Genomic DNA, 24,069 nt, shown 5'->3' with positions numbered 1-24,069 from the left:
TGTGTGTTCTAAGATATGTTTTTTATAAATTATTATTGATGGCATCATCTGTTTTATCTACTCCAAAGCTTATAAATGCTCCTATGAAAACAAAAGTATTGACTGGCGGAACAATAGCAGAGCTTCTGGAACCATTGGCTGAAAAATTATAGCCATATACATTCTTTGATCCTAAAATATTGCTGATGCTCAATACAAATACAGGAAATGCTTTCGCATCTTTTTTACCGATATTCGGAAGATAATTGACACTGAAATTCAATGCGTTGTAATCCTTAAGTCTTCCTTCATTCCGGATAAAATTTACAGCTTTTCCATCTTTAAATGTAGAGGCAATGTCATAATAAGGCCGTCCTTTGGCGTAAGTATATGATAGATTGACCCCAAGTTTCCATTCCGGAATAAATCTTTTTGCTACTGCTGAAAGGGTATGTTCTGCTGCAAAACTCGGCTGCAGGCTTACCGGATAATTCAGGAAATCTCTTTTGGAATCCAGATAAGAGTAGCTGATCCAGTAATCGATATTTTCAAATGTCTTTTTATTATCTCTCCAGAAAAACTCCAGTCCTTTTGCATATCCGTAACCATCATTATTTAATGCGTTCTGAATCTGCTGATTTTGCTCTTTGTTCTGGGTAATATTGAACGTCTTAATCAACTGGTCATATTTCTTGTAAAATGCCTCAAAACGTAAAGTTCTGCCTTCTGAAGCTCTCTGAACCTGGAAAATATAATGTTGTGATTTCTGAAAACCAAGATTAGCAGGTCCATTGATGTATTTACTTTCAGGATTCTGAAAAAAAATCCCGTAAGCTAACGAAGTGGTCCAGTCTTTTGCAAGGCGGTAGGCAATCGCAAAACGGGGCGCAATATTATCCTTTCCTAAAAATGAAGAATGTTCTGCTCTCACCCCTATTTTTGCTGACAATGCATTGCTGAAGCCAAGGTCTGTTTCCACAAAAGCAGAGGAGATCAGGTCTTTATAATGTTTCTGTACCGCTTCAAAATTCAGATTTTCATCGGTATTATTCAGTTCAATTCCTCCTCTTACGGCACTGATTCTGTTTATCTTTCTTTCAAGAACTGCTTTGAAGTTCACATAGTTTCCGTCAGTGAGAAGCTGGCTTCTGTTGGATTCAATATCATTGGTTTCCTTTGAAAAATGAAGATCCGATCTGTTGTAGGAATAAGAACCTCCAATATTCAAAAGATATTTTCCGAATTTTTGTTTAAAAGAAAGGTTGTGAAATGTATTTTTACCGTTAAGCTTTACCAGGCTGAAATCGGATCCGGATTCAAGACTTTCTGATCTCACGCCCATTTTATTGGAATTGAACATTCCGTAATATTTGAAAAAGCCTCCTGATTTTGTTTTAAATCTGAAATTCAGATCTCCGTTTAGACCTTGCGGAGCTTCAACAAAATCTGTATTAAAATTAAAGACTTTCTGCATCAGGCTTAGCAGAGAATATCCTGCTGTAGCTCCGTAAGAATAGTTTTTATTATCTGATAACTTCTGAAAGCCGGCATTCAGGAAAATAGGTGAAATCCCAACATTATAAGATGTTTCATCCGGAAGATCCACACTTTCCAGCATTAAAGCTCCCGAAAGGGCCTGGCCGTACAATGCAGAATAGCCACCACTTGAGAAGATATTTCCTTTAAAAAGCGAAGTATTGAACTGATCTCTTCCCGCAATTCCCGGAACTGAATTGGAAAAATAATTATTGATAAGACTTCCGTCCATAAAGATTTTAGATTCCGTTCCGGTACCTCCACGGATAAATAGCCCTTCTGTTCCACCTACTTTCTGTACTCCCGGGAGATAAGTCAATGCTGAAGAAATCTGTCCGTCTGCTCCTGCTGTGGTATAAATATCAATGGGAGTGAGTAATGCTGTTGCTCTTTTCTTATCGCTGGCTTCAATAGATCCTGCAGAAACCACCACTGCATCAATCTCACTGATCTGTTCTTTAAGATCAATATTCAAGGTAATATCCTGACTTTCAATAGAAACTGATCTTTCCACATTTTCATATTTCGGGTGGGTAAAAGTAATTGTATGAGCTCCTTTTTCTGAAGTTTCAAAGGTAAAATTACCCTGGGCATCTGTTGTAGCCCCATCATAGGTATCTTTCAGTGTTACATTTACTTCAGCGACTCCTTTGTTTTTGAAGGATACTTTCCCCGATATTTTCACCTGGGAATATCCCATAATGGAAGTGAGAAGAAGAATCAGAAACAGTATGTTTTGTCCTTGTGTTTTCATTTTTATTGTTTTCTGAAATCAAAAATAGCATGAGAAATGCCTTTCTGTAAAAAATATATTACTGAAAGGCATTCTTTTACTCCCGAATGGTAATTAATGAACCGGAATGCAAAAATCCACGATCATTTTTCGTTCCGGATGTTCTTTAAAATTGGAGTGATAGATTTCATAAGGGAAGATTCTTCTCATGGTGTAATTGTTTTCATTCATCCATAAGAACAAAGAAACCCAACATTGTTCAAAATCATCCAATGTCACCTCTCCGCTTCCCACAATGTACTTTCCTCCCTCTAATGTTTCTGGAAAGACTTCCCCGTCCTGCTGCTGAAGTTTTTCATCCAAAAGCATGCAGGCGTGAATCCTGACTTTATCGAGAGGTGTGATTTTACAGCTGTCGTGATAAACAGAGATCATTTTAAGATTCTCCCGAGGAAACAGTTGTTTCTTCTTTGCCCAGTCTATTAAAATGTTGAAAGAAGGTTCTACGCTGGCCATTCCAAGGCTCATTACGGATGCCAGATTCATTTCCGGCATTTCTTTTACTTCGATTTTTAAATTCATTTTAGTCCAGTTTAACAGGTTTTCAATATTGCAAATGTATTGGCTGAAAACCGTATCAACTTGTCCGTTCTTGCTTTGTGTTTGTAAAATCCTGTGAAATTTTTCCGGTGCTGATCTGCGGAATTCTGTTGGAGCGAGACCATAATATTTTTTGAATGTTTTGCAGAAAACAGAATGATTGGAGAAACCAAGGTCCCAATAGATCTCCTTGATGTCCATATTTTTATGAACCGCCAGATGAAGGGCACTTTTCTCTATTTTCTTTCTGATGATATAATTCTGAAGGGTCTCTCCTGTAACCAGCTTAAAGATTCTGTGAAAATGAAACGGAGAATAAGCGCTTACCTCTGAAACTTTTTCCAAAGAAAGATCTGCATCAATATGGTTATCAATATATTGAATTGTTTTTACAATCCGTTTTTTATACTCTTCCACTTCAAAATTATTAGTTTACAAAGATATTTTTCCGGAATGAAAGTCTGTTGTCTTTTATTGCTATTGTCTGGAGGTCATTTCGCTTTTTTTGTCACGAGATATCTTCTTCAAAACGTTTAAATAAAAGAACATCTTCTTTAATTTTCTGATCTGAAGATGCGATATACCCCTGATACTCTTCATGAATAAAAATTTCTCTTGTAAAGAACTTTTCTTTTTCAATCCTGCATTCGTTATTGATCACTTCAAAAGAATCCAGCGGAAGCATCATCCCTGCTCCATGAGCTTTTATTACAGCTTCCTTTCTTGTCCAATAAGTGAAGAATTCTTTCGTTTTATCTTCAGCATCATGAATTTCCTGAAGCTCTTTGGCCGTCATCTGAAATATAAAATCCTTATGATTGATCTTCGGATCTCTGAATTCAACATCTATTCCCAAAGGATATTCTGCAATAGCACAGACCGCAAGCTCTTTGGAATGCGATATATTAAAATAAATATGATGGTCTTTTAAGTAAGGCTTTTTATTGGGAAGAACTCCTGTTTTTACATCAGAAATATTATAATACGTTTTTAATCCATATTGTAAAAGCACCTTTCCCAGTAAAGAAAGCTGTGCATCCTGCCATCTTCTGTATCTCAGGATATCCTGTCTGATTTCCATAGAAAAAGCAGGCAGATGCCTGTCCAGAAGAGGCTGATGTTTTGTTTCATTGATGAATGTATACAGAATAATCATTTTCTATTTCTTTGCGCCTCCTGGATTTGATTTATAAGTGGCTTTCTATCCACTAAAATAAGCTTTTTTTTACCTCGTTTTAAATACAGTTAGCCTCCACAGCTAAGTTCAGAATTTAAGTATAAAACAGCCTATATTAAAGCAATCATTTAAACTAAGTTTTTCAAAAAAGAGTGAGATCATAAAGCCTTTTGGAAAATCTTTTTTAAATTTATCGTAAAATCACTATAAATCATTTAAAAAATGAAAGTACAAACATTAGCATTATTGGCGGGATTTGCAGTTTTTGCCGTTTCATGCGGAACCACAAAAACATACTCTGTAAATGCCAAAAGCGGAACACAGACAGGAGGAACGGCGAAGTTTACTCAAAATGGAAATGAAGTAACCATGAAGCTGGATATTACCAACCTTACTCCTGGAATCCATGCGGTACACATTCATGAAAAAGGAGACTGCTCAGCTGCAGACGGAACTTCTACTGGCGGCCACTGGAATCCTTCAAAGAATGATCATGGTAAATGGGGTGCTGAACATTTCCATATGGGAGATATAGGAAACCTGGTTGCTGATCAGAACGGAACGGCGACATTGACTTTCAAGACAGACAAATGGTGTCTGGGCTGTACAGATGAGTCTAAAAACATCATTGGAAAAGGTCTTATTGTACACGCTGCAGCAGATGATTTCCATACCCAGCCTACCGGAAATGCAGGAGGAAGAGTAGGATGTGTAGAAATTAAGTAATCTACTTTATTCAATAAAAAACCGCTAACCAAAAAGATTAGCGGTTTTTTTTATGTTTAGGATTTAGCCCCCATGTCTGATACAATATTCATTGCTTCCTGCAGGTAAAGATCTTTTTTCAGATTCTTGATCCACATTTCAGATTTTTTCTTGAAAGCTTCATCTTTTTTCTCTCTTTCAATTTCACTTGGATACATGATAAACTGAAGGCCGTTCTCAAATTTCGTCAAAGCTTTGAACTTTTCAATCTGAGATTTTCTGTTCTTCATCAGCTCGTTAAACTTCGTAATATTCAAAGTGATATTTTCTTCTTTATCCAGTTTTTCTCTCCATTGAGCGGATTCTAATAACAACTGGTAATTGCTGTTTTTAGCCATTCTGTCTGCACTCGCTTTTTCCAGCGCCTGAATGTTGAAATAGTTCAGTTTCTGGAATTTTGTAGGTGAAATTTTGTCCCAGGCCAATGCATAATCATCATATCGCTCTCCTACTTCAGCATAAGTAAAGAAATCCTTCATCTGAATATCAGAAACGATACCTTTTCTCTGGGTAGATTCTCCTGTTATTCTATAGAATTTCTGGATCGTCAGTTTTAAAGATCCGAAATCATCTTCTGTGTTCAGGAATCTGTTCAGATCCACAAAAGTCTGAACGGTACCTTTTCCGAAAGACTGCGGAGATCCGATGATCATTGCTCTTCCATAATCCTGCATTACACCTGCAAGGATTTCTGAAGCGGAAGCGGAAAGTTCATTTTGCATAATGACAAGCGGGCCAGTCCAGATAGGAGCTTCGTTCTTATTTTTAAGCGTCTGTATTTTTCCATTTCCGTCTTTCACCTGAACATAAGGACCAGCTTCCATGAAAAGTCCCATAATATCACCTACTTCAGTTAAAGAGCCTCCGCCATTATTTCTAAGGTCAAGAATAATCCCTTCAATATTCTGAGCTTTAAGTTTAATAATCTCGTTTTTAATGTCATCAGAAGCGTTTCTTCCTTTGGCATTTTCAAAGTCAGCATTAAAACTTGGAAGGTTGATGAAACCGTATTTTTTACCATTTGGAGCATTCACTACAATACTTCTTGCAAATGTATCTTCGATAGCAACTTCTTCACGGATCATCGTTACATCTTTAATGGTACCGTCTTTTTTCTGAACCGTTAAGGTTACCGGAGTTCCTTTTTCACCTCTGATCAAACGTACTGCTTCATCAGAAAGCATTCCCACTACATTTACAGCATCTTCTTTCGGTTTGGATCTTACTTTGAGGATTTTATCACCTTCTGAAAGCTGTTTCGACTTCCATGCCGGTGCTCCAATAGTAAGCGCTCCTAAGTAAAGGTTTCCTTTTTTCTCCTGGATCAAAGCCCCGATACCGATTACTTTTCCGGTAAACTGAGTATCAAAATCTTCTTTATCTTTTGGAGAATAGTAGTTGGTGTGCGGATCAAATACTTCTGTATATGCATTCATATACACGGTAAACCAATCCATTTTCTTTCTCTTTTTGAATCTCGTGAAAGTATCTTTTACAAGGTCTTTTACTTCATCAGTCGCTTTTTTGATCTTCTCGTCCTGAGTAAGCGGCTTAAACTTGATCGTATCTTTCAGTTTGTATTTCTGAACAGAGTCTTTCTTTTCTTTCTGAGCTTCTTCTTTGCTGTTCATCGACTCAACTTCCTGAAGGATATTGTATTTGATGAATTTTTTCCACTCATTATACTGTTCCTGTTTGTTGGCAGGTACTTTTTTTAATTTGGGCTCAAGAGTAAGCGTTTCATCTTCCTGAAGATTGATGGGCTTGCTGAAGATATCCTGTGTGATTTTATCAATCTCATCTACTCTCTGGTATAGCCTGTCAATCGTAAGCTTATAGAATGTCAGATCACCTTGTCCGATATAGTCATCAAGCTTGGTTTCATGCTTGCTGAATTCATCCATATCAGATTGAAGAAAATATCTTTTTGCCGGATCTACCAATTCGAAATAATGCTTATAAACGTCCTTCGAATAGGCATCATTGATAGATTTCGGGCTATAATGCAGATAAGAAAGTGTGTTTTTTACGCTCACCATTATCGTCTGCATCTTTTCATCGTCATTCTGTGGCGAGTTGAAACAAAACATTAGACTGGTTAATGGAATAAGGAGTAAAAATTTATTCAGTTTGAAATTTTTCCACATAAACTGTCTTTATTTATTAATTTTTTTAAAATAAGTATAATAATTAGTAGCAGTAAGTCTGGTACTGTTACAAATGATCAAATTTAATACCTTATTTACAAATATCGACAGTTTTGACGATTTTTATTTAAAGAGATTGACAAATAATCGAGACAGTGTCAGCCATTTCCTATTATCAGGCTGTTTGATTACAAAATGATACAGATCAGCCTTTTCTCAGGCATATGTGAAGCTTTGTTTTTTTAGTTAAAAACTAAAGAACACATACCACAAAAATCAATTTCATATCATAAAGGCATAAAATATGCAGAGAATTAACCATACAAATTCAAAATATTAAGTCATGAAAAGTTTATTATGGTTAGTAGCAGTCATCTGCATCGTTGTTTGGCTATTGGGAATGCTGGGAGTCGTTCCCGGAATGAGCACAGGTTATTTAATTCACGTTTTACTGGTTATTGCTATTATTGTTATTCTTTATAATATCATTTCCGGTAGAAAACCTCTCGACTAGTTTATTATTTTGTACAACCACTTAACATTAAAACTATCAGGCTTTACAGGTGTTCTTCACAGGATAACAAGAGGTTTTCATGGGAAGCACCTGTAAAATTCTGAGTTTGATGAAATAAAGTTCATAGTAAACTTCCTTCATTTTAGTCAGATATTCTGCATCTGGTATTTTTCTTTATTGGTGCTTTGATCTTCACTCTCTGAAGCAAAAGCAAAAGGATTTTATTTCTATTTTCACAACAGCCAATCCCAATCTGGTATTTTATGGCGTCTGATTTTTACCTACATTTGGTGTGTTGAAAATCTATTTGTTCAATTCTGAAAATGAACAAACTCACTCTATTTAAATAAAAAATTAAAGATAATTTATGGAAAGACCACTTATTCTGGTGACTAATGATGACGGAATTACAGCTCCTGGTATCAGAAATCTTGTCAGTTTTATGAATGAAATCGGAGAAGTAGTGGTTGTAGCCCCCAACTCTCCCCAAAGTGGAAAAGGCCACGCTATTACCATCAACTCTACCCTAAGTTACGAAGAAGTTACCCTGGACGGCCCGCAGACTGATTTTTCCTGCAGCGGAACTCCTGTAGACTGTGTAAAAATGGCTCTTGATAAAATTCTGAAAAGACGACCGGATATTGTGGTTTCAGGAATCAATCACGGGGCAAATTCTTCTATCAATGTAATTTATTCGGGTACAATGTCTGCTGCGGTAGAAGCTGGTGTGGAAGGAATTCCTGCTATTGGATTCTCATTGCTGGATTTCAGCTGGGAAGCAGATTTTACCCAGGCTAAAGAATTTATTCAGAATATCGTAAGAAGAACATTGGAAAATCCAATGCCAAAAGGAATTGTATTGAACGTGAATATTCCAAAACTCCCGGCGGAAGAAATAAAAGGTGTAAAAGTCTGTAAGCAGGCTCATGCCAAATGGGAAGAAAGCTTTGATGAAAGAATCAATCCACACGGTAAAAAATATTACTGGCTAACAGGTTATTTCAACAATATGGACGATTCTGAAGATGCCGATGAAACGGCATTGGCTAACGGATATATTTCTATTGTTCCGGTAAAGTTTGATCTTACTGCGTATGAATACATGAAAACATTGGAAGAAGTGATGACTTTTGAAGATGTAAAAGAAGTAAAATAACAAGGGAATAATAAAAGCGTGAAATCAGATTTCACGCTTTGCTTTTATATTGTTAAAATAATACTCTATCTTCTTTTCTGAGCTCTTCCAGATAAGCCTTTTTTTCATCTCTGTAGAAAAGGTTCATCGTTTCAAAAGGGATTAACTTCAGGTCTTTATTGACAATATGTACGCATGACTTCTTCACCGCTCGTACATCAAAATCATGAGCATCCATAAAGTTCATGATAATTATTCTGAAAAGGTTATCATAGTCAAGATCCGGAGCACAAACATCCGGCAGGCAACACAGTAATTGATTGACTTTAGGCTGAACTTTATCTACGGAAATTCCGGTACTGAAAATATCCAGCAGCTGCATATGCAATCCTTTATCCTGTTCATAAACAATGGTATTCCTTGATTCATTATTCAGGAGATCTGCAGGATTGATATATCGGGTTAAAGGAATTGTTTCGCCCTGAAGTTTCAGGATATATCCCATAGCCAGCGCATCCGGGTTACATGGAACGGGAATAATATCATCAGAATTTAATAATGGAAACTGATTGATAATTTCCTGTCTTACCTCCGTTAAGGTAATTTTTTCATGAGCAGAATCTTCCCGGTTTCTTCCGGCAATTTCAACCGGCTGGAAGGTAATTCCTCTTACACATTTCTGTTTCAGGGCAAATTCTATAATTTTTCCAATTTCATCAATATTTTTATCTTTTTGAAGAACAATAACCAGTGTCGTAGAAAGGTTAAGTTCATTAAGCTTTTCCAGTGCTTTCATTCTGACCGCGGTAAGATCCTTCCCTCTGAAATCTTCCAGGACTTCAGGTTTAAATGAATCAAACTGAAGGTAAATTTCAAACTCAGGAGCATACGTCGCCAACTGTTCAGCAAATCCCGGATCATTGGCTATTCTGATTCCGTTGGTGTTCAGCATCAGATGTTTGATCGGTTTTGATTTGGCAATATCCATAATTTTGAAAAACTCCGGATGAATGGTAGGTTCTCCTCCACTGATCTGCACCACGTCCGGTTCCCCTTCATTTTTTACAATAACATCAAACATAGCCTCAATTTCTTCCAGGCTTCTGTGACTTCCATAATGGGGTGAGGACATCGCATAACAGGTTGGGCAGGTCAGATTACAGCGATCAGTCACTTCTACGATAGAAAGACAGCTATGCTGTTCATGATCTACACATAGTCCACAATCATAGGGGCAGCCATATTCCACATCAGTTCCGAAATGGAAGGGCATTTCAGAGGCTTTATTATAGTTTCTTATATTTTTATAATAGTGTACATCAGAAGCTATTTTTGTTTTAAAAAATCCATGATCCGGACATCTTTTGGTCATAAAAACAGTTTCATCTTCAATAATGATCTTGGCACCTACCCTTTTAAGACATTCCGGGCAAAGACTGATGGTATAATCGTAATACGTATAATTTCTTACTGGCATAGCAAATTTTTTAAAGTCCTCCGCAAATATAACCGCTGATTAACCCACAGATCAGAAGGGATATAAGCATGGTCTGGATAAATTGTTTCCTGGTGAATTTCCGGTCTCCTTTCCTTTCATAAATAAGTTTTGTAATAAAAGCGACAATGAGGGAAAAAACCAGCGCAGCCAAAATAATTGCACCAATAATCATTATCACTACCCCAGCCAGATTGAGATTCCCTTCTAAAATAGTTAATGTTTTCATCTTGAATATTTTAAATATAAAGATCCGGTATTTTTTATTTTATAAATGTAGTAAATAATTACACAGATACACACCATTTGAATCGTACCCATATTTCCAATGATTTCTACCCTTGGTTTTATAAAATCCAAAAGGAATCTGAATGTAAAATAGCTGAGCATAAACAGCTGAAATATAAAGCCGGAAGGGTATTTTTTACGATTCTGAATATACTTTAATCCAATCCAAAGAAGAATTAAAAAGGCTATTTCATACAAGGCAACAGGGTGTCTGAGATATTGGTCTCCCAAATGCATTCCAAAAACAGAATCAGTAGGAATACCATATGTTTCTTCATCAATACCTGTAAGAAAACATCCTATTCTGCCTATAATCATGGCCAATATCAGGGGAAAAACAATAAGATCTCCCGTACTTTCTTTATGATGTACAATCTTTTTTGCCAGCTCTACTCCCATTAAACCAAAAGCCAGTCCGCCCACAATAGTATTGTTTGACCAGAACTTCCTGAAAGAAAAATTTTCAAATAATGCATAAGGGTTTTCAAGATTACCAATCAGCTTGGAACCTATCAAAGCTCCGGCAGTGGCACCAATTAAAACCGCCGCAGAAGTATTGAAAGAAAGTTTTTCCTTAGCCTTACGTTTCAGATAAAAATAATATCTCATGCCCAGAAACATTCCGGCAGCCTCAAAAAGCGGATGCGCAAGGATCGTTTTGCCGAAAATATGAAATGTTACAGGAAAATCCATTATTTCAAAAATACACTATTTCATATTATTCACTACCTTTATTCTGACAAATAATTACAAAATGCGTATAGAATATGACATAAAACTGGGGTTCAAGGATGTAATGTTCCGCCCTAAGCGCTCTACTTTAAAATCGCGCTCGGAAGTTGATTTACAGAGAGAATTTACCTTTAAACATACCAGGAAAAGATGGACAGGAGTTCCTGTAATTGCAGCCAATATGGATACGGTAGGAACTTTTGAAATGGCAGTGGAGCTGGCCAAGGAGAAAATTATTACCGCGGTTCACAAGCATTATACTCCTGAGGAATGGAGCAAGTTTCTCAACAGCCAGCCTGAAAGTATTCATCAGTATATTGCACTGAGTACCGGAACCGGAAAAGCTGATGAAGAGAAAATAAAACAGATCCTCGATAAGCACCCAAAAATTGAGTTTCTTTGTATAGATGTAGCCAATGGTTATTCTGAGCATTTCGTTGAATTTGTGAAGAAAGCAAGAGCCAATTTCCCGGATAAAATTATTATAGCAGGAAATGTGGTTACCGGAGAAATGGTGGAAGAACTTCTTCTGGTAGGTGCAGATATCATAAAAGTAGGTATTGGCCCTGGATCTGTGTGTACGACCAGAGTAAAAACAGGAGTGGGATATCCTCAACTTTCTGCGATTATAGAATGTGCAGATGCTGCGCACGGTTTGGGAGGTCATATCATTGCTGACGGCGGATGTAAGGTTCCCGGTGATGTAGCAAAAGCTTTCGGCGGCGGTGCAGATTTCGTCATGCTGGGCGGGATGTTTGCCGGACATGATGAAAGTGGTGGCGAAATGATTGAAGAAAACGGCAAAAAATATCGCCTTTTCTATGGGATGAGCTCTAAAACAGCCATGAATAAGCATTCCGGAGGTGTGGCTGAATATCGTGCTTCTGAAGGAAAAACAGTAAAGGTGGCCTATAAGGGACCTGTTTCAGAAACCGTAAAGGATATTTTAGGAGGTGTACGATCTACCTGTACTTATGTAGGTGCTTCAAAGCTTAAAGAACTTTCCAAGAGAACTACTTTTATAAGAGTCCAGGAGCAGGAAAATCAGGTTTTTAAAGACTAAAAATAAAATAAAAGGCTTTAGAATATTTATCTAAAGCCTTTATTCTTTTGTTCTGATGTATTTTTTATTGAAATATTTTTCAAGCTGATCATTTACATAGGTTTTTTCCTCTTTTAAAGAAGCCATTTCATCCATATATAAAATTCTGGGAACTTCTTTTATTTTATCTACCACAACAGAATCCTGAGACGAGTTTTTAATTATATCAACTCTCTGATTCATCTCTCTTTCATATTCCTTAAGATCTGTAGTCAGAAGCTCCATGACTATATTTTCACCATTGAAATCAATATTAAAATAAGAATATTTCTCAGGGAAAACTTTGAGTTCAGGAAGGAAAATAATGAAAAGAGAAACCCACCAGAACTTTTTAATTTTCTCGAATTTGAAAAAGGCGATTAGTGAAAAACTAATTAAAAAATAGAAGATGATACTTTCAAACTGCCTTGCAATGGAGGTCAGAATATACCCTGTAAATAACAAAGGTATCAATGAAACCAACCAGAATAAAACAGCTTTTTTCAACAGTATCTGAGTAGCGATTTTCCTGAGTTCTTCTTCAAAAACCTTAATAAACAATGGAAGTACTGCGATAACCTTAAGCCCTACATATGCTGTATCAGCACCAAAAAGAGCAATCCTTTTCAACCATTTTACAACACCACTTTCTACCTCTCCCATTCTGTTGAAATTTCCTGGTGCAAGAAAACATACCAGCAGGAAAACGGTTCCCAGGAGTGCCAAAAACAAGTTCTTTTTATTACGTTTCTGATAATAAGATACCAACAGAATTCCCCATACAATCAATGCCAGAATTTCATTGGAACCCATCAGCAGTATGATAAGCGGTAGAGAAAGATAAAACCAGATATTCTCTCCCGTATCTTTATTTTTTATAATAAAATAGTGTAAAATACCCGCTAAAATTACAGGAACGAAATAGATATTTGAACCCGTGATCCAGAAGTAATGCTCAGGCAGGCTTACCAGAAGTATGGTATAAAAGAAAAACAAAAGGAATCCTTTTTTGAGAGATTCTTTCAGAGAATAGTGGAAATATTCTTTCAGGTTTAATGCGGAAATTCCAATAAAGGAAAACATTAAAAAGACAGGATAGATTTTCGGAACAATATTATTACTGTCATAAAAGACGGGATTAAACATATTGATAGAATACCCAAAATATCTTCCTCCCCATGTTGTATAAGTATCTTTAAAACTTTCCAGTAGTCCCACTTTTCTGGTTGTATAGGACCAAAAATAATCATCGGTCTGATATACATTAAAGAAACTAATGTATGCCAGACCGATGAATAGTAAAACGGACAAGAATAAAACTATATTCTGTACTTTTTTCATTTTTTATGTTAACATTCCACCGTCAACGTTTAACGTCTGTCCGGTAATGTATGCAGACATTTCGCTGCCTAAGAATACACATGCATTGGCGATATCTGCAGGCTGACCTCCTCTCTTCATCGGAATTTCTTCTCTCCATCCCTGAACGGTTTTTTCATCCAGAACAGCCGTCATTTCTGTTTCGATAAATCCAGGTGCAATCGCATTACATCTGATATTTCTTGAGCCTAACTCCAGTGCAACAGATTTTGTAAACCCGATCACCCCGGCTTTAGAAGCTGCATAGTTGGCTTGTCCGGCATTACCCTTCACCCCTACTACAGAAGTCATATTAATGATAGATCCTGATCTTGCCTTCATCATCGGCTTAATTACTGCCTTTGTAAGGTTAAAAACTGAATCTAAATTTACTTTGATTACTTGATCCCAATCTTCTTTGGACATTCTCAATAACAGGTTATCTTTTGTAATCCCTGCATTGTTTACCAAAATATCAATCTGCCCGAACTCTGCCATTACTTCCTCCACCAATTTCTGAGCAGCATCATAATCTGATGCGTCAGACTGATATCCTTTAATTTGGGTTACAGAACTTAAAGCTGCTTCTAATTCTTTTGCTTTGTCTACAGAGCCAGCGTAGGTAAATGCTACCTTTGCTCCCTGCTGAGCAAACATTTCAGCAATTCCCTTACCGATTCCTCTTGTAGCTCCGGTAATTAGTGCTACTTTTCCTTCTAATATTTTCATATCTATTGACAATTATTTTTTATAACTCGTTCAGCTAGTGACAGCTGCCTCTTCATGTTTCTACAATTCCTTTCTGAAATTAAACGGTTTGCAAAGATATTATAAAATGTTATTCAACCCATTTAAATTGTCAAAATACTAGCTTTTTTTTGATGAATATCAGGATTTTCATTAAAGTTGAACATAATTATTTTTAAATCTGGTGAAATAAATAAAGTCTGTTTTTTTACTCTTATCCAGTCTTAATACCTCTTTCTGCCAAAAGTATTTATCATAAATAATGTCTTTCAAAGGCTCATTCTGAAAATTGGAAACCCCAAATTTTCCTTCTTTTTTCACGACAATTTCGTTTTCAGCATTTCCGAATGTGATAATATCTTCGTATACAAACGGTACAATTTCTGTTCCCTTCCCATCCAGGATTCCATAAAAGTTGTCTGTATTTCTGCAGACCAAAGGTTTTGAATACTGATTGAGAGGATTAAAATAGTCAACATCTTCATTTTTAATCTCGCTGATATTTTCCAACTCAGATATAGAATGATCTTTTACAGAAAATCTATAATAGCGTTCCTGCTTTCCAATGATAAGATTGTCGGGATAAAAACCGAAAATCTGAACTCCGTCTCCTACAATATTTTTAAGATCTTTATCTAAGAATTGTTCTTCATTTCCTTTTTTAAGGTAAATAAAATCTTTTCCTGAAACAGTAAAACTTTTGATAAAATCGTATTCCTGCGGAAAAATGATGTTACCCTGCAGGTCTATAATGCCGGATTTTTTTGCTTTATCATTATAAACACTGAATAAATTACCTAATAAAGGATTTACGTATTTAAAAGTCTGTGCGTACAGCTTTCCGTCTTTCTTACTGAAAACTGTTGTCTTTCCGTTTTTCGTAAGATAGATATATTCTTTTTTGCCAAAATATTCCGGAGTGATATCGTTAAAAATTTCTTCGGCGATCGTATTGTCTTCCGCATCAATCAAGCCATACTTTCCTGTACTTTTATTTTTAGTAATCAGATAAGGATAAGCATTGATGTTGACAACCTGTTTAGAAAATTTGTGCAGTGTTTGTCCGTTATTACCAATGATTTCACTTTCTCCATTTTCATTAATGATAAGTGCCCTGTCCTCTTCAAAGCTGTAGTCTTCTTTAAATTCCCGGGTGCTGAGCTGTTTTCCGTTAAAGTCATACAGAAACCATTTTTTATCTTTTAAAACAAAAAGCCTGTTCTTCCCTGAAAAACGGATCTTTTCCGAGTAAGGAATGATTTCCTTTCCGTTAAAATCATAAACGGCTTCTGAATTCTGTTTTGATGAAATAATGCATTCTTCACTCCACCACGGTGTATTAAATTCCTGATCGTTCAGAGGAATAAGTTCTTTTCCCTTTTCATCAATAACAGCTGATTTTCTACCATTTCCTTCCTCAGAATAAAGAATAAACCGGTTTTTGAAAACATGCAGAATACTTCCTTTGTAAGGTGATTCAAATGTAATAGTGCCTAAAGAATCCACAATTCCCTGTTTCTTATAATCAGTATCGTAGAATGTTCCATATCCCTCAGAATAAGAACTGATTTCTTTCCCCGTCTTTTTCGACAGGATCACCTTCATATATTGGTTAGTTTGCGCTGTACAGACTACAGAACACAATACAAAAACTAATTTTTTCAAAGAAATTTAAATAGAATTATTGACAATAAGGACGATCTCTCCTTTTAAAGTTTTACTCTTGGAGAACTCAATTAATTCATTGATTGTTCCTCTTTTAGTTTCTTCAAATTTTTTAGAAATCTCACGGCTTAAGCTTACTTTGGTTTCTTCTCCGAAGAATTCTTTGATCTGTTCCAGAGTGGTATTAATCTTATGAGGGCTTTCGTACAAAACGATGGTCTTTTTTTCTTCAGCAAGTTGCTTCAGCTTGGTTTGTCTTCCTTTTTTCTGCGGCAGAAACCCTGCGAACAGAAATTCGTTATTAGGAAGACCTGAAACAACAAGTGCCGGAATGAGCGCCGTAGCTCCGGGAAGGCAGATCATATCAATATTGTTATCTGCTCCTGCTTTGGCCAGTAAATATCCGGGATCTGAAATACCCGGAGTTCCTGCATCGGTAATAATAGCAATATTCTGCCCGTTTTTAAGGTCTGTAATCACCTTCTCCGTTGCCTGATGCTCATTATGTAAATGATAAGACTTTAAGGGCTTGGAAATCTCAAAATGTTTTAAAAGTATTCCTGAAGTTCTGGTATCTTCACATAAAATATAATCTACTTCTTTCAGAACATTTACCGCCCTGAATGTCATATCTTCTAGGTTCCCGACAGGTGTGGGAACAAAATATAGGATTCCGCTCAAAATTATAAGAATTTATTTTCCACCAATATCCAAAGTCTCTGTGCATATTCATCCACCTTATTCCATTTTCTGTCATAGTACAGATCACTCAGGTATTCTTTGGCTTCTTCCAGTGTTCTGAATTGGTTCAGCTGATAAACAGTATCGTTCAGGTCTGCCTGGCTTCCTTCAAAAAGCATCTTCGTGAAGGCAAGTCTGTCATTCAGATCCAGCTTAAATTCAGGTTTCAGCTTGTCTGCTTCCATAAATTGGGTTGGAATATTGGATTTCAGAATACTTCCTGTATCTTCTTTGGCAACAGGAGCTGTTTTTTCTTCCTTGGGAAGTTCCAGGTGGTCGTCATCAAAAAGTGACTGAACAGCCTTCATTCCTTTGATATTGGCTAATTTTATTTTTTTCTCCCGATGGTATTCTTCCAAATTTTCGAAGCTCTCATCGGAACGATGTTTATCTGTTTCTTCGGGAACAGGTTTATCGATTTCAACAATCTTTCTGCGGTCATAGACTTCAGCAAGAATGCTTTCTTCTTTTACAGGTTCTTCAGAGTGGTCATTTTTGATCTCACTCAGAATATTTTCTACATTGGAAGTTTCTGTAGCCATTTCACCCTGTTCTATGGAAATGTTTGAAGCCACAAATTGTTCTTCGTTTTCTTCAATCAGTATTTCATCATCCAGCGTTTCTGTATCAAAAATGCTTGGAATGGTTTCTGTAACAGAAGATTTCACATCATTTGCTACCGCAGACTCAGGTTCTTTCTTCGATTCCTCTTCAGAAATTAACTCTTCCTGCTCTTCTATTTCATGAAGCTGATTACTGAAAACCGCTTCTTCTGCTGTTACTTCATTATAAAACAGATCTTCATTAAGATCTTCATCCGAATCCGGTGTAGAATCAGCAAGGATTTTATCCTCATCCACAAAACTCAGAACAGCTCTTTGTTCTTCTGAAATTTCATTTTCATCAATTTCATTCAGCTGATTATTAAAAACTGCTTCTTCTTCCAGGGTTTCATTTCCAAAATCCTGTTCCTGATTTTCAGGTGCGTTTTCAGTCTTATTTTCTTCTACAAAGCTTACGATATTTTCGTGGAACTCGTTTTCAACAATTTCATTCAGCTGATTATTGAAAACAGCTTCTTCTTCAGATTGATCTGAAAAAACTTCATTTTCATCAATTTCGTTCAGTTCATTATTGAAAATAGCCTCTTCTTCCGTCACTTCATTTCCGGTATCGTGATGCTCTGTTTCTCCGGAATCAAAAGAGACATAGTGATGGTCCGGATTCTGTGCCGGATTGTCTGCTACGAAGTATTCGATATTTTTTTCCAGCAGTTTCAAAAAAGAAATCCTGTTAGCAAGCTCATCCACAAGATCTTGCTTGGAAAGTAATTCGTCTATATTACTTATTTTGTCCAGATTATCAATGATATTCATGGATTCAAAAAAAATCTTTTCCTTTAAATCTTGGATATTCTGCATAATAAGATTCTTATTAAAATTGCTTACTTTTGATGTTAAAAATATACGGCTAATTTAACAAATGTTTTTAGAAAATACAATTAATCATTCCAAACAAAGTGGTTGGATGGAAGTAATTTGTGGCTCTATGTTTTCCGGTAAAACCGAGGAACTTATCCGCAGATTGCGAAGAGCGGAAATGGCAGGACAGAATGTGGAAATTTTTAAACCAAAAATGGATGTACGGTATTCTGAAGAGGATGTAGTTTCCCATAATCAGAATAAAATCCGCAGTACAGCAGTAGAAAACCCTAATGAAATTCTTCTGCTGGCTTCCAATTGTGATGTAGTAGCCATTGATGAAGCTCAGTTTTTTGATGAAAGCATTGTTGATGTTGCCAACCAGCTCGCCAATAGCGGGATCAGAGTGGTTATTGCAGGACTGGATATGGACTTTTTAGGCCGTCCGTTCGGGCCAATGCCCAATTTGATGGCGACTGCAGAGTATGTTACAAAAGTGCATGCTATTTGTAAGAGAACCGGTAATCTTGCCAACTACTCGATGAGAACTTCACAGGGAGATAATCTGGTGGAACTGGGAGAAACAGAAAGTTATGAAGCAGTAAGCCGCCGTGTTTTTATTGACGAAGTACTTTCAAAAAGAAAATAATCGGATAAAGCAGACGACGAAATCACTAAATTGTAAAACTGTTTGCTATAAACCGTAAAATATATTCACTAATATAAAATGAAAAGCGAAAAAGCTACACTGTAAAATATTTAAAAAGGAAAAACCGGATGATGTCATAAATCTTAGCCCTTTTACTATTTTACCTTTTTGCCGTTTCGCTAAAAAAAGCAGAAAGGGTACCAATGAATTATACAGTACAACACATTGCAGGGATCACCAATTCACAGGTCATTGGTGACGGAAGTTTATTGATCAAAAATATAGCATACGACAGCAGGATTATTTATTCTATCAAGAATACGGCTTTCATTGCGATCAATACTCACAAAAATTCCGGTGAAAAATTTATTGAATCTGCAATGGACAGGGGAATCAATGTCATTATTTCTGAACATCATTATCCGGCGTTTGAAAATATAACCTGGATCATTGTTGAAAATTCTGTAGCGTTTCTTCAAAAGTTAGCAAAGTATCATTTCGAACATTCTCATTTACAATCCATCGGGATTACGGGAAGTAATGGTAAAACTATATTAAAAGAATGGCTCTATCAATGTCTGTGGAATGAATTTCCTACCGTGAAAAGCCCTAAAAGTTTTAATTCACAGATCGGTCTTCCGCTGTCTCTTCTTCAAATCAACAATTCTCATCAACTGGGAATTTTTGAGGTGGGAATTTCAAAACCGGATGAAATGGAAAAACTTGAACATATTTTCCACCCTCAGATCGGACTGCTCACGCATATCGGAACGGCCCATGCGGCCAACTTTTCTTCCGAGGAAGAATTGATTGATGAAAAAATCATTCTTTTCAAAAATTCTGAAGTCATCATTTATAATGGAGACAATCTTCTTGTTGATCAAAAAATTAAAAAATCCTATTCTGATAAAAAATTAATTGCTTACGGTTTTAAAAAAGAGAACCAGGTTTTCATCAAAAACAATATTTCCAAAGATGAAAACATCATTGTTGAATATTTGGGTGAAGAAATCAGTTTTCCGGTGCATCAGAGAGACGAAGCGACATTAACCAATGCTATGGCGCTTATCTCTGTGCTTAAGGAACTGAATATCGAAAATAAAAAGATCGTTGAAAAAATCAACCTTTTAAAAGCCGTTGAAATGAGACTTGAAGCGATTGAAGGAATTAAAGGCAATATTATCATCAATGATTCTTTTAATCTGGACCTCGATTCTTTGAAGACTGCCCTCCAGTTTTTGAATGAATATAATAAATCTAAAAAATCTCTGGTCTTAACAGATATTGTTGGAGTGAATTCCAATGCCAAAGAATTATACGAGGAAGTTTCAGAATTGGTGAATGAACAGAATTTTGATTCTGTATTCTTGATCGGTGATGAAATTTCAAACTTCAGTGAATTATTTAAAGCTAAAACCTATACTTTTATTGATACTAAAGAGCTGATTGAAAGTAAGCATCTTAGTGACATAGAAAATCAGATCATCTTACTGAAAGGAGCAAGGAAATTTGAGATTGAAAAATTGAAAGATATTCTTGAACTCAGAAAACATGATACAGTACTTGAAGTAAACCTTAATGCGATTCTTCATAATATCAACTATCACAAATCACTGCTGAAGCCGGGAACTAAAATGATGGCTATGGTAAAAGCCAATGCCTACGGTTTAGGAAGTTTTGAAGTATCAGAGTTTCTTCAGCACCATCATATAGATTATCTTGGGGTAGCCTATGCAGATGAAGGTGTAGAGCTTCGTAAAAAAGGGATTACTACTCCTATTATTGTGATGAATCCTGAACAGCACAGTTATCAGACGATTATCGAATATAACCTGGAGCCGGAAATTTACAGTTTCAGAGTTCTGGAATTATTCTATGAAGCGGTTCAGAAATCCGGATATGATAAGAAATATCCAATCCATATCAAACTGGAAACAGGAATGCACCGTCTTGGTTTTAAAGATTTTGAACTGGATCATTTAAGCGAAACTTTAAGCCACAAAAATGTAAAGGTCCAAAGTATGTTCAGCCATTTATCATCTTCTGATATGCCTGAAGAAAAAGAATTTACTTTGAAACAACTGGAGGTTTTTGATAAAAATTCAAGTTACCTCATTGAAAAACTGGGTTACACTCCCATCCGCCACATCCTGAATTCAGCAGGAATTACCAGCTATAAAGATCATCAGCATGATATGGTAAGAATCGGTATTGGTATGCTGGGAGAATCAGCAGATGCTGAAATTCAGAAACAATTACGTTCTGTGGTAAGCTTTAAAACCGTAATTTCACAGATATCAACCGTTGAAAATGGTGAATCGGTAGGATACAGCAGAAGATATAAAGCAGATCATCCTACAAGAATTGCAACCATTCCAGTGGGATATGCGGACGGAATTCCAAGACTGATCGGAAATCAGGTAGGAAATGTGGGAGTTAATAAAACGCTGGCACCCATCGTTGGAAATATCTGCATGGATATGATGATGATTAATGTAGACCATATTCCTGGTGTAAGAGAAGGCGATACGGTAACTGTTTTCAACGCCAAACCAAGCTTAAAAGAATTCGCAGGCTACTGCAAAACGATAACCTATGAAGTATTAACCTCCATTTCACCTCGGGTGAAACGGATTTATATAAAAGATTAACTATGAGAAAACTCCTGATTCTGCTTTTCATATTCCCACTGTTATTGATCCATTCTCAGGTAAAAAAAAATCTGGTAATTCCGAAGAATCCAAAAATAGGCCTGTCGCTGGCCGGTGGTGGAGCCAAAGGATTTTCACATGTTGGAGTTCTTAAAGTATTGGATTCATTGGGAGTGAAAGTGGATTACATTTCCGGAACCAGTATGGGAGCCATTGTAGGCGGATTGTATGCCGCCGGCTATTCCGGAAAAGAAATAGAAAAAATAGTCATGGATACGGATTTCTATTCTCTGATTATGGATCCAAAGTCCCGGCAGGAAGCCAGCTTTTTCAACAAATCCGTAGATAAATATCTTTTATCCATTCCGCTTAAAAACGGAAAAATCACACTTCCCTCTTCCATCAGTACCGGCCAGAGAAATGTTTATCTTCTGAAAGAACTTTTCAAAAACGTTTCCAATATTGAAGACTTTTCCAAAATGCCTATTCCATTCCTTTGTGTTGCTACCAATCTTGAAAGTGGCAATATGCAGATTTTTGAAAAAGGAGATCTCGTACAGTCTATTATGGCAAGTTCTGCGTTTCCTTCTTTAATGGATCCTGTAAAAATTGGCGACAGTATTTATATTGACGGAGCAATGACGGTAAACTATCCGTCAAAGCCTTTAAAGGACAAAGGAATTGACATCGTCATTGGTGTGGACCTTAACCAGGATCTTTCGAAAAGAGAGGATTTAAACAATATTATAGCCATTCTGAACCAGGTTATTGATTTCGGCATCAAAAAAGATACCCGAAGACAATACAGATATACAGACATCAATATTAAACCTAATCTGAAAGGGATGTCCGCCACCAGCTACGATGATAAAAAGAAAATTCTGGACAGCGGATATGTGGAAGGTATGAAATATTCCCAGGTATTAGACCAGCTGCCCAAGAGACCATTTGACCGTCTCAGACAACAGGTGAATCCAATCTATTCCAATGTTTATAAAATAGATAGTATTTCTATTGAAGGAAGTAAAATTTACGGAAAAAACTACACATTAGGGAAAATGGGGTTACGCCTACCCTCTTTGCAGACCTACGGAAGTATTAATAAAATGATTGATAAACTGGTTGCCACCAACAACTACAAATTTATCAATTATGATATCGTTCAGGAGAATGACGCCAACTATCTGAAGCTTTACGTGACTGAAGATGATGCCCGTCATTTTTTAAAATTCGGATTACATTATGACGAAGTTTTTAAAACAGGACTTCTTTTGAATTATTCTGCCAAAAGACTTTTATTCAAAAATTCAAACCTTTCGGTGGATCTCGTTGTAGGAGACCGTCTCAGATATTACCTTAATTATTTTGTAGATAACGGATACATTCCTGGAGTTGGTCTCTATTCGTCAGGAATGAGCTTTGATATAAAGAATGTAGATAATTATGTAGTAGACCGCTGGGAATGGATCAGAAATGAAGCTTATATACAGTCTACCTGGAAGGATAAATTTGCCATTGGCGGCGGTATCAGCCACGATTATTTTAAAGCAGAAAACAGCAATGGAGATAACAGGCGATACAGCCGTTTTCTGAACCCTTATGTATTTATTAAGACCGACACTCAGGATGATAAGGAATTCCCTACAAAAGGGGTTTATTTTGCAGCAGAAGGAAAGGTTGTAGATCTTTTAAAGTCTGAAGTTGATAAAAGAATTATTCAGATCAAAGCAGACCTTAAACTTAATATTCCACTTAGCAAACAATTCAGTTATCGTCTCAATCTGTTTGGAGGGGTTACTATCGGTGAAAACCTTCCAGGCTATTATCAGTACAGATTAGGTGGAATTTTTGAGCAGAATCTCATCAATTTTAAAAGTTTTGGAGGATTCTATTTCGCCCAGCTTTATACAAACAATGTAATACTGGCATCCAATGATGTTCAGTTTAAGTTTAATAAAAACTATTTTATCAGCGGAAACTTTACCTTTGCCAACTTATCAAACGATATCAAGTTTGAGGATGCAGTTAAAGTAAATTATAGCTCACTGGGAATTACAGCTGGTTACAAATCTCCTTTCGGGCAGATAAAAGTAAACTTCAGCCACTCCCTAAAAAATAACCAAAAAGGTATATTCAGTGTTATTTTAGGACACTGGTTTTAAAAAAAATGATACAGTTCTTTTACGAAAACTTACCAGAGTCGGTAAGTACAGATTACAAAAAATGGCTGGAAGATCTTATTCTTTCAGAAGGAAAAAAATTAGGAGAAATCAATTACATTTTCTGTGATGACGAATATCTTCTTAAGATTAATCAGGATTATTTGCAGCATGATTATTATACAGATATCATCACTTTTGATTATGTAAAAGGTAAGACAATAAGCGCTGAGATTTTCGTATCTTTGCAGCGCATTTCTGATAACGCCTCTACCTTTTCCCGAGATTATGAAGAAGAATTAAGAAGGGTTTTAGCCCACGGTATTTTACATCTTGCAGGCTATAAAGACAAGACGGAAGAGGAAGAAAAAGAGATGCGGAGAATGGAAGATCTGTACCTGGATAAATACAGGGATTTAAAGTTTTAAAATTGAAGAATCACTTAAAGTCCCATATCTAAAGTACTCTATTCTAGCAACAATATGAGTTTACCTA

General features: G+C 36.3%; 20 protein-coding genes. 8 read left to right on the top strand and 12 right to left on the bottom strand.

Translation table 11 applies throughout. From position 1 onward, the window contains the following. Positions 1 to 22: 22 nt before the first annotated feature. The 3 genes from V0410_RS15445 to V0410_RS15435 form a co-directional block, all read right to left on the bottom strand. Entirely contained in the window at positions 23 to 2,269 is a 2,247-nt protein-coding gene (locus tag V0410_RS15445) for a TonB-dependent receptor (protein ID WP_330744769.1), read from the bottom strand. 93 nt (positions 2,270 to 2,362) lie between these two features. Further along, positions 2,363 to 3,265, bottom strand: coding sequence for an AraC family transcriptional regulator (locus tag V0410_RS15440; RefSeq protein WP_330744768.1), 903 nt, complete (start codon positions 3,263 to 3,265; stop codon positions 2,363 to 2,365). A gap of 91 nt (positions 3,266 to 3,356) precedes the next feature. After that, on the bottom strand, positions 3,357 to 4,004 hold the full coding sequence (locus tag V0410_RS15435) for a 4'-phosphopantetheinyl transferase family protein (RefSeq protein WP_330744767.1): 648 nt from the start codon (positions 4,002 to 4,004) through the stop codon (positions 3,357 to 3,359). 243 nt (positions 4,005 to 4,247) lie between these two features. Here V0410_RS15435 and V0410_RS15430 point away from each other — a divergent pair, with 243 nt between their 5' ends. Beyond that, on the top strand, positions 4,248 to 4,751 hold the full coding sequence (locus V0410_RS15430; protein WP_062672846.1) for a superoxide dismutase family protein: 504 nt from the start codon (positions 4,248 to 4,250) through the stop codon (positions 4,749 to 4,751). A 56-nt stretch (positions 4,752 to 4,807) separates the two neighbouring features. Here the strand turns inward: V0410_RS15430 and V0410_RS15425 are convergent, their stop codons facing one another. Then, entirely contained in the window at positions 4,808 to 6,937 is a 2,130-nt protein-coding gene (locus V0410_RS15425; RefSeq protein ID WP_330744766.1) for a carboxy terminal-processing peptidase, read from the bottom strand. 343 nt (positions 6,938 to 7,280) lie between these two features. On the opposite strand from V0410_RS15425, the gene V0410_RS15420 reads away from it, so the two are divergent. Together V0410_RS15420 and surE are read left to right on the top strand one after the other, a co-directional pair. After that, positions 7,281 to 7,451 carry a lmo0937 family membrane protein gene (locus V0410_RS15420; protein WP_110008970.1) on the top strand — a complete coding sequence of 57 codons (171 nt, stop codon included), beginning with the start codon at positions 7,281 to 7,283 and terminating at the stop codon, positions 7,449 to 7,451. A gap of 367 nt (positions 7,452 to 7,818) precedes the next feature. Then, positions 7,819 to 8,607, top strand: coding sequence for a 5'/3'-nucleotidase SurE (surE, locus tag V0410_RS15415; RefSeq protein ID WP_110008969.1), 789 nt, complete (start codon positions 7,819 to 7,821; stop codon positions 8,605 to 8,607). Positions 8,608 to 8,659: 52 nt separating this feature from the next. Here surE and V0410_RS15410 read toward each other — a convergent pair whose 3' ends face one another. The 3 genes from V0410_RS15410 to V0410_RS15400 are packed head-to-tail and all read right to left on the bottom strand — an operon-like array spanning position 8,660 to position 11,062. Then, entirely contained in the window at positions 8,660 to 10,063 is a 1,404-nt protein-coding gene (locus tag V0410_RS15410; protein ID WP_330744765.1) for a radical SAM protein, read from the bottom strand. A 10-nt stretch (positions 10,064 to 10,073) separates the two neighbouring features. Further along, entirely contained in the window at positions 10,074 to 10,310 is a 237-nt protein-coding gene (locus V0410_RS15405; protein WP_311228504.1) for a hypothetical protein, read from the bottom strand. Continuing rightward, positions 10,307 to 11,062, bottom strand: a complete 756-nt coding sequence (locus V0410_RS15400) for a prolipoprotein diacylglyceryl transferase (protein WP_330744764.1) — start codon at positions 11,060 to 11,062, stop codon at positions 10,307 to 10,309. The genes V0410_RS15405 and V0410_RS15400 overlap by 4 nt, the downstream gene beginning before the upstream one ends. 61 nt (positions 11,063 to 11,123) lie before the next feature. Between V0410_RS15400 and V0410_RS15395 the strand changes: the two genes are divergently transcribed. Further along, positions 11,124 to 12,164 (top strand): GMP reductase, encoded by a 1,041-nt coding sequence (locus V0410_RS15395; protein WP_330744763.1) that lies wholly within the window; start codon positions 11,124 to 11,126, stop codon positions 12,162 to 12,164. 39 nt (positions 12,165 to 12,203) lie between these two features. On the opposite strand, the gene V0410_RS15390 is transcribed toward V0410_RS15395, so the two are convergent. From V0410_RS15390 to V0410_RS15370, 5 genes are all read right to left on the bottom strand, one after another. Next, positions 12,204 to 13,523 (bottom strand): DUF6056 family protein, encoded by a 1,320-nt coding sequence (locus V0410_RS15390; protein ID WP_330744762.1) that lies wholly within the window; start codon positions 13,521 to 13,523, stop codon positions 12,204 to 12,206. 3 nt (positions 13,524 to 13,526) lie between these two features. After that, positions 13,527 to 14,270 carry a 3-oxoacyl-[acyl-carrier-protein] reductase gene (gene fabG, locus V0410_RS15385; RefSeq protein ID WP_137904546.1) on the bottom strand — a complete coding sequence of 248 codons (744 nt, stop codon included), beginning with the start codon at positions 14,268 to 14,270 and terminating at the stop codon, positions 13,527 to 13,529. Between the two features lie 171 nt (positions 14,271 to 14,441). Continuing rightward, positions 14,442 to 15,953: a WG repeat-containing protein gene (locus V0410_RS15380; protein ID WP_330744761.1), complete on the bottom strand. Its 1,512-nt coding sequence runs from the start codon at positions 15,951 to 15,953 to the stop codon at positions 14,442 to 14,444. 6 nt (positions 15,954 to 15,959) lie between these two features. Beyond that, complete coding sequence (gene rsmI / locus V0410_RS15375) at positions 15,960 to 16,634, bottom strand: 16S rRNA (cytidine(1402)-2'-O)-methyltransferase (protein WP_047377914.1); 675 nt, start codon at positions 16,632 to 16,634, stop codon at positions 15,960 to 15,962. 2 nt (positions 16,635 to 16,636) lie between these two features. Continuing rightward, positions 16,637 to 18,115 (bottom strand): hypothetical protein, encoded by a 1,479-nt coding sequence (locus tag V0410_RS15370; RefSeq protein ID WP_330744760.1) that lies wholly within the window; start codon positions 18,113 to 18,115, stop codon positions 16,637 to 16,639. A 61-nt stretch (positions 18,116 to 18,176) separates the two neighbouring features. Between V0410_RS15370 and V0410_RS15365 the strand changes: the two genes are divergently transcribed. From V0410_RS15365 to ybeY, 4 genes are all read left to right on the top strand, one after another. After that, positions 18,177 to 18,764 carry a thymidine kinase gene (locus tag V0410_RS15365; RefSeq protein ID WP_062672824.1) on the top strand — a complete coding sequence of 196 codons (588 nt, stop codon included), beginning with the start codon at positions 18,177 to 18,179 and terminating at the stop codon, positions 18,762 to 18,764. Positions 18,765 to 18,967: 203 nt separating this feature from the next. Beyond that, positions 18,968 to 21,415: a bifunctional UDP-N-acetylmuramoyl-tripeptide:D-alanyl-D-alanine ligase/alanine racemase gene (locus V0410_RS15360; protein ID WP_330744759.1), complete on the top strand. Its 2,448-nt coding sequence runs from the start codon at positions 18,968 to 18,970 to the stop codon at positions 21,413 to 21,415. Positions 21,416 to 21,417: 2 nt separating this feature from the next. Then, positions 21,418 to 23,577 carry a patatin-like phospholipase family protein gene (locus V0410_RS15355; protein ID WP_330744758.1) on the top strand — a complete coding sequence of 720 codons (2,160 nt, stop codon included), beginning with the start codon at positions 21,418 to 21,420 and terminating at the stop codon, positions 23,575 to 23,577. A 5-nt stretch (positions 23,578 to 23,582) separates the two neighbouring features. After that, complete coding sequence (gene ybeY, locus V0410_RS15350; protein WP_330744757.1) at positions 23,583 to 24,002, top strand: rRNA maturation RNase YbeY; 420 nt, start codon at positions 23,583 to 23,585, stop codon at positions 24,000 to 24,002. Positions 24,003 to 24,069 lie beyond the last annotated feature (67 nt).

It is taken from the genome of Chryseobacterium sp. CP-77, from assembly GCF_036362765.1.
Lineage (GTDB): Bacteria > Bacteroidota > Bacteroidia > Flavobacteriales > Weeksellaceae > Chryseobacterium > Chryseobacterium cupriresistens.
This window is presented reverse-complemented; position numbering and strand designations above follow the sequence as displayed.